The 12,684-nt window shown below is 70.4% G+C and carries 10 protein-coding genes; all 10 read right to left on the bottom strand.

What is annotated here, in order from left to right:
- Positions 1-4: 4 nt before the first annotated feature.
- The 10 genes from OO69_RS20750 to OO69_RS20705 all read right to left on the bottom strand — a co-directional run bounded on the left by OO69_RS20750 (position 5) and on the right by OO69_RS20705 (position 12,419).
- Positions 5-400, bottom strand: coding sequence for an NUDIX domain-containing protein (locus OO69_RS20750; RefSeq protein WP_033282226.1), 396 nt, complete (start codon positions 398-400; stop codon positions 5-7).
- A gap of 8 nt (positions 401-408) precedes the next feature.
- On the bottom strand, positions 409-1,227 hold the full coding sequence (locus tag OO69_RS20745) for a TrmH family RNA methyltransferase (RefSeq protein ID WP_019059837.1): 819 nt from the start codon (positions 1,225-1,227) through the stop codon (positions 409-411).
- 64 nt (positions 1,228-1,291) lie between these two features.
- Complete coding sequence (gene cobA, locus OO69_RS20740) at positions 1,292-2,524, bottom strand: uroporphyrinogen-III C-methyltransferase (protein ID WP_033282225.1); 1,233 nt, start codon at positions 2,522-2,524, stop codon at positions 1,292-1,294.
- Positions 2,525-2,667: 143 nt separating this feature from the next.
- Positions 2,668-6,375 (bottom strand): nicotinate-nucleotide--dimethylbenzimidazole phosphoribosyltransferase, encoded by a 3,708-nt coding sequence (cobT, locus tag OO69_RS20735; protein ID WP_033282224.1) that lies wholly within the window; start codon positions 6,373-6,375, stop codon positions 2,668-2,670.
- Between the two features lie 384 nt (positions 6,376-6,759).
- Positions 6,760-7,983, bottom strand: a complete 1,224-nt coding sequence (gene cbiE, locus OO69_RS20730; protein WP_033282223.1) for a precorrin-6y C5,15-methyltransferase (decarboxylating) subunit CbiE — start codon at positions 7,981-7,983, stop codon at positions 6,760-6,762.
- A 115-nt stretch (positions 7,984-8,098) separates the two neighbouring features.
- Positions 8,099-8,737, bottom strand: a complete 639-nt coding sequence (locus OO69_RS20725) for a GNAT family N-acetyltransferase (protein WP_033282222.1) — start codon at positions 8,735-8,737, stop codon at positions 8,099-8,101.
- A gap of 144 nt (positions 8,738-8,881) precedes the next feature.
- The gene (locus tag OO69_RS20720) at positions 8,882-9,715 is read right to left on the bottom strand and encodes a MetQ/NlpA family ABC transporter substrate-binding protein (RefSeq protein WP_033282221.1); all 834 of its coding nucleotides are present in this window, start codon (positions 9,713-9,715) and stop codon (positions 8,882-8,884) included.
- Positions 9,716-9,747: 32 nt separating this feature from the next.
- The gene (locus tag OO69_RS20715) at positions 9,748-10,584 is read right to left on the bottom strand and encodes a MetQ/NlpA family ABC transporter substrate-binding protein (RefSeq protein WP_033282220.1); all 837 of its coding nucleotides are present in this window, start codon (positions 10,582-10,584) and stop codon (positions 9,748-9,750) included.
- A gap of 78 nt (positions 10,585-10,662) precedes the next feature.
- Complete coding sequence (locus OO69_RS20710) at positions 10,663-11,388, bottom strand: methionine ABC transporter permease (protein ID WP_033282219.1); 726 nt, start codon at positions 11,386-11,388, stop codon at positions 10,663-10,665.
- Positions 11,385-12,419 (bottom strand): methionine ABC transporter ATP-binding protein, encoded by a 1,035-nt coding sequence (locus OO69_RS20705; protein ID WP_033282218.1) that lies wholly within the window; start codon positions 12,417-12,419, stop codon positions 11,385-11,387. The genes OO69_RS20710 and OO69_RS20705 overlap by 4 nt, the downstream gene beginning before the upstream one ends.
- Between the last annotated feature and the right edge of the window lie 265 nt (positions 12,420-12,684).

Genomic DNA, 12,684 nt, shown 5'->3' with positions numbered 1-12,684 from the left:
GTACCTACAACCCCGGCAACACGTGCTCGAAGAACTCCCTGTCCGCGGCGAACGCCGGAGTCATCGTCAGGAACTCCGCCGGTGTCACCCAGCGCACCTCCGACACCTCGCCCGGGTCCGGGACGATCACGCCGTTGCCCGTTTCCGTGGCGGTCCACCAGTGGAGGCGGAAGGTGCCGTCGGCCGCGTCGGACTGCCAGACCTTGGAGAGGGGGGAGACTGTGAGGCCCACCTCCTCCTTCACCTCTCTGACCAGGGCTTCTTCCTGGGTTTCGCCTGGTTCCAGTTTGCCGCTCAGGGGTGCCCAGTAGCCCGCGCGGGCCGAGTCGGGGCCGCGGCGGATGACCAGGACGCGGTCTGCGCGTCGGAGTACGGCGACGATCGCCTCGCGCTGGGCCAAGCGGGCTCCTAGAGTTCGGGGCGGCCGGTGGCCACCGCGTAGAAGGCGACCGCGGCCGCGGCGCCCACGTTGAGGGAGTCGACGCCGTGGGCCATCGGGATGCGGACCCATTCGTCGGCCGCCACCAGGGCCTGCGTCGACAGGCCGTCGCCCTCGGCGCCGAGCATCAGCGCGACCCTGTCCATGCGGTGCGGGGCCGCCTCGTCCAGGCTCTTCGCCTTCTCGTCGGGGGTCAGGGCCAGGAGCGTGAAACCCGCCTCCCGGACCGACTCCAGGCCCTTGGGCCAGCTGTCGAGGCGGGCGTAGGGAACCGAGAAGACCGCACCCATGGAGACCTTCACGCTGCGGCGGTACAGAGGGTCCGCGCAGTCGGGGGACAGCAGGACCGCGTCCATACCCAGGGCCGCCGCCGAGCGGAAGATCGCGCCGATGTTGGTGTGGTCGTTGACGGACTCCATGACGACCACCCTGCGCGTGGTCTGGAGGAGTTCGTCCGCCGTGGGGAGCGGTTTGCGTTGCATGGAGGCCAGGGCGCCTCTGTGGACGTGGTAGCCCGTGACGCGTTCGGCCAGCTCCGGGCTCACCGCGTATACCGGGGCCGGGAGTTCGTCGATCACGTCCCGCATGACGTCGACCCACTTCGCGGACAGCAGCATCGAACGCATCTCGTAGCCCGCGTCCTTGGCCCGTCTGATGACCTTCTCGCCCTCGGCGATGAACAGGCCCTCGGCCGGTTCACGCTTGCGGCGCAGCTCTACGTCGGTCAGGCCCGTGTAGTCACGCAGGCGCGGGTCGTCGGGATCCTCAACGGTGATGAGATCGGCCACAGGGTGATACTGCCTTGTCCTGGGTGTGGTGCCAACGGCTGGGAACGGGTTGTGTTACCCGGGGTTACGCAACTGCCTTCGGGCCTACGGTGACCACCGCGCCGATGACGATCACCGCGGGCGGCTTCACATCCTCGGCGCGTACCGTCTCGCCGACCGTCGCCAAGGTCGCGTCCACCCGGCGCTGGGCGGCCGTCGTGCCCTCTTGGATCAGGGCGACCGGGGTGTCGGACGGCTTGCCGTGCGCGATCAGGGTTTCGGCGATCTTTCCGATCTTGTCCACGCCCATGAGGACGACGAGGGTGCCGGTCAGCTTGGCCAGGGACGGCCAGTCGACCAAGGAGCGCTCGTCGTCAGGGGCCACATGGCCGCTGACCACCGTGAACTCGTGTGCTACGCCCCGATGGGTGACCGGGATGCCCGCGGCCCCGGGTACCGAGATCGAGCTGGAGATGCCCGGCACGACCGTGCACGGGATGCCCGCCTCCGCCAGCGCCTGGATCTCCTCCATGCCACGGCCGTAGACGAACGGGTCGCCGCCCTTCAGGCGGACCACCGACTTGCCCTGTTTGGCGTGTTCGATCAGGGCGTTGTTGATGGCCTCTTGGGCCATGTAGCGGCCGTACGGGATCTTCGCCGCGTCGATCACCTCGACGTGCGGGGGGAGTTCGGCGAGGAGGTCGCGGGGGCCGAGGCGGTCGGCGATGACCACGTCGGCCTCGGCGAGGAGGCGGCGGCCGCGGACCGTGATCAGGTCCGGGTCGCCGGGGCCGCCGCCGACCAGGGCGACGCCCGGGGTGCGGGTGCGGTGGTGGGGGGCGACGAGGGTGCCGTCGCGCAGGCCCGCTACGACCGCGTCGCGGATCGCGGCGGTGTGGCGGGGGTCGCGGCCGCGCGCGTCCGTCGTGAGGACGGCGACCGTCACGCCCTCGCTGTGGCCCGTCGCCGGGGTCCATGCGGTGGCCTGGTCGGCGTCGTCGGAGCGGACGCACCAGACGCGGTTCGTCTCGGCTTCGGCGGAGGCCCGGTTGTTCGCTTCCGGGTCCGTGGTGGCGATCAGGGCGTACCAGGCGTTCGCCAGGTCGCCTTCCGCGTACGGGCGGCGCTCCCAGGTGATCTCGTTCGCGTCCGCCATCGCCTCTACGGACGGGGTCGCCTCGGGGGATACGAGCGTGATGTCCGCGCCTGCCGCGATCAGCGCCGGGAGGCGGCGCTGGGCGACCTGGCCGCCGCCGAGGACGACGACCCTGCGGCCGGTGAGGCGGAGGCCTACGGGGTAGGCGGGGTTTTCGGCCATGAGGGTGCGGCTCCTCTTTTACGGCGGGTCTCCCCCGCGTGCTTTCACGGCGTGCGGTGGCCCTGACGTGCAGATTTTAAGGGCAGGGCGTCAGGGCGGCCCAGCCGGTCCACCGGCTGGGCCGCATCGCCTACTGCGGGCGACTACTTTTCCGTCACCCCTGCGGAGTCGAACGTCGCCACCTCGTGCATCGCCCGCGCCGTGCTCTGCACCAGCGGCAGGGCCAGCAGCGCTCCCGTGCCCTCGCCGAGGCGGAGGTCCAGGTCGACCAAGGGGCGTAGGCCGAGCTTGTTCAGGGCCGCCACGTGGCCCGGTTCCGCGCTGCGGTGGCCCGCGATGCAGGCCGCGAGGACCTCGGGCGCGATCGCGCGAGCCACGAGAGCCGCCGCGCCGGCGCTCACGCCGTCCAGGATCACCGGCGTACGCAGGGACGCGCCGCCGAGCAACAGGCCGACCATCGCCGCGTGTTCGAAGCCGCCGACCGCCGCGAGGACGCCGATGGGGTCGGCCGGGTCCGGCTGGTGGAGGTCGATCGCGCGGCGCACGACCTCGGTCTTGCGGGCGAGGGTCTCGTCGTTGATGCCGGTGCCACGGCCCGTCACCTCCGCCGGGTCGGTGTCCGTGAACACCGAGATCAGGGCAGCCGACGCCGTCGTGTTCGCGATGCCCATCTCGCCAGTGAGCAGCGCCTTGTTGCCGGCCGCCACCAGGTCGCGGGCGGTCTCGATGCCCACCTCGATGGCCTGCTTGGCCTCCTCGCGGGTCATCGCGGGACCGGTCGTCATGTCGGACGTACCGGCACGGATCTTGCGGGGCAACAGGCCGGGCGTGGCCGGGAGTTCGGATGCCACGCCGACGTCCACGACGCACACCTCGGCGCCCACCTGACTCGCGAAAGCGTTGCAAACCGCCCCGCCGCCAAGGAAGTTGGCGACCATCTGGGCCGTGACCTCCTGCGGCCAAGGAGTGACCCCTTGCGCGTGCACACCGTGGTCGCCCGCGAAGATCGCGACGGCCGCGGGCTCCGGGATCGGCGGCGGGCACTGCCGGGACAGACCGGACAGCTGCGCGGAGATGATCTCCAGCATGCCGAGCGAGCCCGGCGGCTTCGTCATCCGCTTCTGCCGCTCCCACGCCTCGCCGAGCGCCTTCGCGTCCAGCGGGCGGATCCCGGCGACGGTCTCCGCGAGCAGGTCGTGCGGGTCCTCGCCGGGCAGCGCCCGACGGCCGTAGGTCTCCTCGTGCACGACCCACGACAGCGGGCGGCGCTTGGACCAGCCGGCCTGCATCAGCTCGGGCTCGTCCGGGAACTCGTCGACGTAGCCGACGCAGAGGTAAGCGATGACCTCCAGGTGTTCCGGCAGGCCGAGCGCGCGGACCATCTCGCGCTCGTCGAAGAAGCTGACCCAGCCGACGCCGAGGCCCTCGGCGCGGGCGGCGAGCCAGAGGTTCTCGACGGCGAGCGCGGCGGAGTACGGCGCCATCTGCGGCTGCGTGTGGCGGCCCAGGGTGTGGCGGCCGCCGCGGGTCGGGTCGGCGGTGACGACGATGTTCACCGGGGTGTCGAGGATCGCCTCGATCTTCAGTTCCTTGAACTGCTTCGCCCTGCCCTTCGGCAGCGACTTCGCGTACGCCTCGCGCTGGCTCTGCGCCAGTTCGTGCATGTTCCGGCGCGTGTCGGCGGACCGGATGACGACGAAGTCCCACGGCTGCGAGTGCCCGACGGACGGCGCCGTGTGCGCCGCCTCCAGCACCCGCAGCAGCACGTCGTGCGGGATCGGGTCGCTGCGGAAGCCGTTCCGGATGTCCCGGCGCTCGCGCATCACCTTGAGCACGGCCTCGCGCTCGGCGTCGTCGTAGGCGGGAGCGGCCGGTCCGGTGGACTCTCGTACGTCTTCCACTACGGCCGTGCTCTCTTCTTCCTGGTCAGCGGCCCGGGTGTCCAGGTCGTCCACGTGCTGTACGAGTTCCGGGTCTGCCTCACGGGGGGCGGGAACGGCGGCGAAGGGTTCCGCCACGACGCCCGGTCGCTCCTCCGCGGGGAGGACGAGCGGGTGCGGCGGGGTCGGTGCGAGATGGGGGGTGGTGGGCACGGAGCCCTCCACCGGGACGAACCGGCCGAGGGAGTCGTCCGGGTGGGGCAGCGGCTGGTGCTGCAACTCCGGCTGCGGCTCGGGTTCCGGCTGAGCCGTCTCCGTTACGTGGGCTTCGGCTACGACGGGCTCGGGGGCCGGGGTGACTGCGGCTTCGGCTTCGGGGGTGACCGGTGTCTCAACTGCCGTGAACGCAGCCGGAGTTGGTTCGGCCTCCTGGATGACCGCCGGCTCGTCGACCGGGGTGACCTCGGGGGCGTGCGGGGCGTGCGGGGCTTCGGGAAGCGGCTCGGGCGCGGGGGCGTACACGACGTCCTCCGCCTGGACCGGCTCCGGAACGGCTACCGCCTCGGGGGCGGCATCCTGCGCGAGTACCTCTTCGGGAGCCTCGACCACCGGCTGGGCGACCTGCTCGTTGGCGACAGCGAATCCGGCGTCGAAGACCTCTTCGGCTCCCGGCACCTCGACGGCCTCCGGCAACACCGCACCCTCGGAAGCGACCGCCTCCTCGGGAACCTGCACGACCTCAGGTTCCGGCACGACCTGGGGCTCCGGCGCGACCTCAGGTTCCGGTGCGACATCCGCACCCGGTACGGGAACCGCGACGGCAACCTGCTCCGGTTCCTGCTCGGCAGCCACGACGAACGCGTCCTCGGGAACCGGAACCGGGACCGGCTCGGCCTCGAACGCGCCCTCCGGCAGTTGACCCGCCTCGGCGACACCGGCGTGCCCGGAGCCCTCCGTGCTCACGTGGGCAAACGCGGCCGCGGGCTCCCCGTCGAACGACTGCCCGTGCCCCTGCCACGCCCCACCGGCGTCGGGGGCCTTCGCCAGGTCGGCGTCCTTGCCGGTGCTCGCAACCGCGCCCATGAACGGAGCCGGCTCGGGCTCCGGCTGCGGCTCCGGTACGACCACCCCGGCGTCCAGGGCCATGGCGATCCCGCCGCCGACGGGCTCGGCGACGAGTTCGCCGTCCGGTTTGCCAACCGGAACAACCGTTTCCGCTGTCGGCACCCCCGCGCTCACCGGAGCCTGGGCGCCCCAGGGAGCCGCGCCCTGCGGGGGCAGGTCGCGGAGTTGGGGTGCGTCGAAGTACTCGGGGCCGGTCGCCGGCGGGCCCATCTGCCGTACCGGCGCGCCCGCGGGGCCGCGGTCGGCGAGGGAACGGACCGGGCTCGCGGAGGTGTCGGGGAGAGGCGGGCCGAGGTGCAGCGGACGGCGCGGCGGAACCGGCGCGGGCGGCGGCGGTGCGGGAAGCCGTACGCCTCCCAGATCGACGGAACCGCTGTCACGGCCGGCCGTCTCATGCGGACCCGGCTCGTGCACGGCGGCCTCGGGCGGAGCGGCCTCCTGCAGAACCGGCTCCTGCGGCGCGGCAGCCTCGTGTGCGGCGGCCTCATACGCGGCCGGCTCGGGCAGGGGAGCCTCGTACGCGACGGCCTCGTGCGGAACTTGTTCCTGCGGAGCGGGGGCGTACACACCCGGCTCCTGCGCGGCAGCCTCGTGCAGGCCGGGCTCGTACGCCGCCGGTTCCTGGGGAGCCGGCTCGTGGACCGCCTCGAAAACGGGCTCGGGGGCGGGAGGCGGGACCTCGTTGCCCCAAGCGCCCTGGGCGCCCGGGAGCAGCAGGAGGTCTTCGTCCTCGGCGGTGGTCTCGGAGAGGTAGGTGTACGCGCCGTGCGCGGGAACGCCTGGCTGTTCCACCATGCCTGCGTTCTCCGGCAGCCCCTCGGCCGGGATCTGGCCGGTGTCGGTCATGCGTACCCCTCGCCCATCGGTTAGTGCTTCTACGACCCGCTCACCGGGAACGGCGCACCGACCGCCCCGCAGTGGAGAACGAGCGTGCCTGTCCAGCGGCACGAACGACCCGACGTCAAAAGGCGACAAAGCCATTTAGACGACAAAGCCATTGACTGGCATTGTCGCGGCCGTTCGGCCGTCGCGACAGGTTGACCCGCGACGGCCCGCTGTGGACTGCGCCACGTTGCGCGTCCTCCGGTTCCGCCGTACCACACTCACCCCAAAACGGGCGGGTTTTCCGGACATTGACGAACGAAGTGCCGGGTCACCCGATGCGGTACAACAGTCCGCCAGCCTACCGCGCGCAGTACGACAACAGGATCACGGGGACGGTACGAGGGGTCACGAAACGCGCTCCGGAAGGAGGCCGCTGAGCAGGAACGCGACGCTCCGTTCCGTCTCCGTCCAGGCCCTGGTGTCGAGTTCGACGGACTGGAGGAGGGCGCACTCCACGTGGTAGCCGTGCTCCGTGAGGTCGCGGCCGACGAGTTCGGCCTCGTCTCGGGTGGAGGCGTGCGCCACGATGCGCTGCGGGCGCCGGTCGGCGACCGCGGAGACGACGGCCACTCCCCCGCCGCCGACCCGTACTACGTCAGGTTCGGGGAGGTTCTCCAGGATGTGCGGGGCGTCGCCCTGGACGATCTGGAGGTGCACGCCGAAGCTGCGTGCGGCGGAGTCGGTGCGGGTGCAGGCCTGGGTGTCGCGGTCGACGGCGATGACGGCGGCTCCGGCGCGGGCCGCCTCGATGGCGAAGGCGCCGCTGCCGCAGCCGATGTCCCACACGAGGTCTCCGACGCGGGGGCCGAGGCGGGCGAGCTGGGCGGCGCGGAGCAAGTCCGTTTCCCCTTCGCCCAGTTGTCCGCCGTAGGCCTCGGCGGGGAGGGTCCAGCCGCGGGCGACCGCGGACGGGTCGCGGCCGGCGATCCAGCCCTCGGCGGTGGTGCCCGTGACGGTCGGGCCGACCGGGCCGCCCATGACGATGACGACGTTGGGGTCGCGCCAGGTGCGGTCGGCGGCCTTGTCGGAGGTGAGGACGGTGACCTGCTCGCGCTCGGTGCCCAGTTCCTCGCAGATGACGAAGGTGCGGTGGACGCCCTCCATGAGGAGGCCGAGTTCGGCGGGTCCGGCGCCCGGTGAGGTGAGGACGGCGACTTTTGTGTGGGCCCGGCACACGTTCACCGCGCGTCGCAGGGTGCGCCTGTGTGCGACCACCACCTGTGCGTCGTCCCAGGGCATCCCGGCCCGAGCGAAGGCGGCGGCCACGGAGGAGACCGCGGGGACGACCTCGACCTCCAGGCCGAACTCCGGGTCGCGCAGGGTCCGTACGACTCCGAAGAAGCCGGGGTCGCCGTCGGCGAACACGACCGCGGTCCCGCGGTGCCCGGCGATCCGGCGGGCGGCGAGGGCCACGCTGCCGAGGCGGATGCGCTCGGCGCGCTGCGACACCTCGGGGAGCGCGAGATGGTGGGGGGCGCCGGCCACCAGGGTGGCGGCTGCGAGGGCGGAGCGTGCCGCGGCGGTCAGCGGAGAGCCGTCCCAGCCGATCACCGTGACGCGGTCGGCCATCGTCGTCAGTCTCCAGGGGTGATTCGCGGGTCGTCGGGGAAAGCGGCCCGTACGCGGGCACCGTGAGGGTACCTGGTGCGGCTGGGCGGTGCTCCCGTGGTCGTACCCGCCGGATTCAGTTCCAGTCGGCGAGTGACGTGAAACCGTCGACGTCCTCGAGCTGTTCGGCCGTGCCCTCCAGGTCCTCCGGGAGGAGGCTCCACACGATGAAGTCGGTGCGGACGTCGCTCCAGGTGCCGTCGTCGGCGTGGACATGCACTATGCACGCGTTGCGCAGAACGCCCTCGCTGATGCAGCCGATCTTCTGGGCCACCTGCTGGGACGCCGTGTTGTCGGCGGCGGTGCGCAGCTCGATGCGCTCGAACTTCTGGTCCCCGAACAGCCATTGGGCGGTGGCGAGCGCCGCCTCGGAGGCGTAGCCCTCGCCGCGGGCCCAGGGCGCGATGATGTACGACAGCTCGGTGGACCGGACATGCCAGTTGGTCTTGGTCAACTGGACGATGCCGACGAGCCGTTGGGTGAGGAACTCGGTGACGGCGAGGTCGAGGCCGCGGCCCGAGGTACGTTCGGCGGGTGCGTAGTCGGTGATCCACCGGCGGGCGCCCGCCTCGGTGAACGGCTGGGGGACGTCGGTCCAGGCCGCGACCTGTTCGTCGTTCATCATCTCGGTCAGCGCGGGAATGTCGTCCTCGTCGAGGGGCCGGAGCACCAACCGCTCCGTGCTGATGGAGATGTTGGGGAAGGTGCTCGTCATGCGCCGCTCCGTAACCTTCGGAAAATGTTCAGGGCCTACCTGAACTGCCCAGCATGCAGCATGAAAGCGGGGAACCGCACCACGGGGTCCACACATCGTGAGGGCGTGGACCCCGTGCGTGGTGATACGCCGTATACGCCCCCGTCAGCCGGAAGTGACCGGCAGGACAGAGCCCTTGTACTTCTCCGCTATGAACTTCTTCACGTCGGAGGAGACGAGAAGCTTCGCGAGCTTCTCGACGCGGGGGTCGTCCTCGTTGCCGCGTTTGACGGCCAGGAGGTTGGCGTAGGGGTTGTCCTTCGCCGACTCCAGGAGGATCGCGTCCTTGGCGGGGCTGAGGCCCGCGTCCTGGGCGTAGTTGTTGTTGATGACGGCCACGTCCAAGTCGTCGAGCGAGCGCGGCAGTTGGGCCGGGTCCAGCTCCTTGAACTTCAGGTGCTTGGGGTTGGCCGTGATGTCCGCCGGGGACGCGTCCGTGCCCGCCCCCGCCTTGAGGGTGATCAGCCCCTTGGCGGCGAGGAGTTTGAGGGCGCGTCCCTCGTTGGTGGTCTCGTTCGGCACGGCGACGGTGGCTCCGTCGGCGAGCTTCCCGATGTCCTGGACCTTCTTGGAGTACACGCCCATCGGCGGCAGATACGCCTTGACGACCGAGACGAGGTCGGTGCCCTTGGACTTGTTGAACTCGTCCAGGAAGGGCTGGTTCTGGTAGAGGTTCGCGTCCAGCGAGCCCTCCTGGAGCGCGGTGTTCGGGAGGACGTAGTCCGTGAACTCCCTTATCTCCAGCTTCAGTCCGGCCTTCTCGGCCAGGTTGTCCTTGATGTAGGACAGGACCTCGCCGGCCGGTACGGCGGTGGCGCCGACGACGAGAGTGCCGTCCTTGCCACCGCTCTTGCCGGAGCCGGAGCCCGAACCGCAGGCCGTGAGGCCGAAGAAGGTCACGGCCAGTCCGGCCGCCGTGACGGCGATGCTCTTGCGCATGGTGATTCCCCCGGCTCTGTTCAGAAGGACGGTCAGAAGGACGGGATGACGGAACCGGCGTACTTGTCCTCGATGAACTTCTTCACCTCGGGCGAAGTCAGCAGCTTCGCGAGCTTCTTGACGCGCGGGTCCTTCTCGTTGCCCTTCTTCACGGCGAGGAAGTTGCCGTACGGGTTGTTCGTCGCGGACTCCAGGACGAGGGCGTCCTTGGCGGGCTTCAGGCCCGAGGAGATGGCGTAGTTGCCGTTGATGACGGCCGCGTCGACGTCGTCCAGGGAGCGCGGGGTCTGGGCCGCCTCCAGCTCCTTGAACTTGAGCTTCTTCGGGTTCTTGGTGATGTCCGCGGGGGTCGCCTCGTTGCCCACACCGGACTTGAGGGTGATCAGGCCGTTCGCCGCGAGCAGCTTGAGGGCGCGGGCCTCGTTGACGCTGTCGTTCGGGACGGCGACGGTCGCGCCGCTCTTGAGGGCGTCGGCGCTCTTGACCTTGTGGGAGTAGAGGCCGAGCGGCTCCAGGTGGACCGTGACGACGGGCACGATGTGGGTGCCGTTCTTCTTGTTGAAGTCGTCGAGGTACGGCTGGTTCTGGAAGTAGTTGGCGCCCACCGAGCCGTCCTCCGTCGCCGTGTTCGGCGTGACGTAGTCGGTGAACTCCTTGACCTCCAGGTCGAGTCCGGCCTTCTTCGCCAGGTTCTTCTTGACGAAGTCCAGGATCTCGGCGTGCGGGGTGGGGCTCGCGGCGACGACCAGCGGTCCGCTGTAGTCGGAGGAGGCCGAGGAGGAACCGCTGCCCGAGCCGCAGGCGGAGAGCCCGAAGGTGAGGGCTCCGGCAGCGAGGACGGCGGTGGTGAGCTTTGTGGTGTTACGCACGAAAAGTGCCTTTCCTGAAGGGTGTCGCGTGGTACGACCCCGCGTTGGGTGGTGCGGGGAGGTTCTTGAGGGGGTGGCTCAGACGGTCTTGCTCGTCGCGGTGGACGCCTTGAGCAGCCGGAGCCTCGGCCCGGGACCGGACTGTCCGCCGCGCCGGTGCAGCGAGCGGGCCGCGTAGTCGCCGGCGAACTGGATGAGGGAGATGACGACCGCGAGGATCGCGACGGTGATCCACATCAGCTGGGTCTCGAAGCGCTGGTAGCCGTAGCGGATGGCGATGTCGCCGAGGCCGCCGGCGCCGACCGTGCCGGCCATCGCGGAGTAGCCGATGAGCGCGACGATCGTGGTCGTGGTGCTGGAGATCAGCGAGGGCAGGGACTCCGGCACGAGGACCTTGCGCACGACGGTCCAGGTGTTGCCGCCCATCGACTGCACGGCCTCGACGAGCCCGCCGTCCACTTCGCGGACAGCCGTCTCAACAAGGCGCGCGAAGAAGGGGATTGCCCCGATCGCGAGCGGCACGATGGCGGCCTCGCGGCCGATGGTCGTGCCGGTGATGGTCCGGGTGAAGCCCATCAGCGCGACCATGAGGATGATGAACGGCAGCGAGCGAGCGACGTTCACGATCTGCCCGATGACCTTGTTCGCGGCGACGTTCTGGAGCAGTCCGCCACGGTCGGTCAGGACCAGCAGGATGCCGAGCGGGAGTCCGCCGACGACGGCGATGACCGTGGACCAGCCGACCATGTACAGCGTGTCCCAACACGCCTGGGACAGCAGGGGCTGCATCTCCGACCAGGTCACTTGGCACCTTCCTTCAGCAGTACGGGCTCCTGGCCCAACACGTCGATCTGCAGGCCCTGTTCGCGCAGGAAGCCGATCGGCACGACGTTGTCCTCGTAGCGGCCGGGCAGTTCGATGCGCATGCGGCCGACCTGGAGTCCGCCGACGGTGTCGATGGCGGCGCCGAGGATCGAGATGTCGATGTTGTAGGTGCGCGAGAGCTGGGAGATGACGGGCTGGGTCGCGGCCTCGCCGTGGAAGGTGACGTCGACGACCGTGCGGTCGGTGCCGTGCGCCTCGCCGCTGACCGGGAAGAGCGCGGAGGCCAGCTGGGAGCCCGGGGTCGCGAGCAGTTCGCTCACCGTGCCGGACTCGACGATGCGGCCGTTCTCCATGAGCGCGGCCGAGTCGCACACGTTCTTGACGACGTCCATCTCATGGGTGATGAGCAGGACGGTCAGGCCCAGCTGCCGGTTCAGGTCGCGCAGCAGCTGGAGGATCGAGCGGGTGGTCTCCGGGTCGAGCGCGCTGGTGGCCTCGTCGGAGAGCAGCACCTTGGGGTCGCCGGCCAGCGCGCGGGCAATGCCGACGCGCTGCTTCTGGCCGCCGGAGAGCTGCGCCGGGTAGGACTTCGCCTTGTCGGCGAGCCCGACGAGGTCGAGGAGTTCGAGTGCCTTGGCGGACCGGTCCTTCCCGGACTTGCCGAGGATTTCGAGGGGCAGCTCGATGTTGTCCTGCACGGTCCGCGAGGAGAGCAGGTTGAAGTGCTGGAAGACCATGCCGATACGGCTGCGCGCCTGCCGGAGTTCCCTTCCGGCGCGCGGTCCGCGCCCGGCGAGGGCGGTGAGGTCCTGCCCGGCGACGGTGACCGTGCCGACGGTGGGCTTCTCCAGCAGGTTGACGCAGCGGATGAGCGAGGACTTGCCGGCGCCGGACTGGCCGATGACGCCGTAGACCTCGCCTTCGCGGACGTGGAGATCGACGCCGTCGAGGGCGGTGACCTCCCGGCCGCGTGAGCGGTAGACCTTGGTCAGGCCCGATGTGGTGATCACTGGGGTTCCATGACTGTCGGGTACGCGGGCGTGGGTGTGCCCTGGTACGAGGGGGGAAATGTGCGCGGGGCGGCGTCAGTCACGTACGAAATGCGACGCACGGACATGCGCATGCCACGGCGACTCGCTTCGGGGCGCGAGGCTCGGAGGTGGTGCGGGGGCCCTCTAGAAGGCGCACATTCGACACATACAACGAGCACCGGGCGTCAGGGTCGCCTCGGTCGCAAGGGTGCGGTAGCTCGTCGTGGTCATGGAATCAGTAAAG

This window comes from Streptomyces sp. NRRL F-525 (assembly GCF_000716605.1).
Classification (GTDB): Bacteria; Actinomycetota; Actinomycetes; order Streptomycetales; family Streptomycetaceae; genus Streptomyces.
The sequence above is the reverse complement of the archived record's forward strand: the minus strand, read 5'-3'. Positions and strand labels throughout refer to the sequence as shown.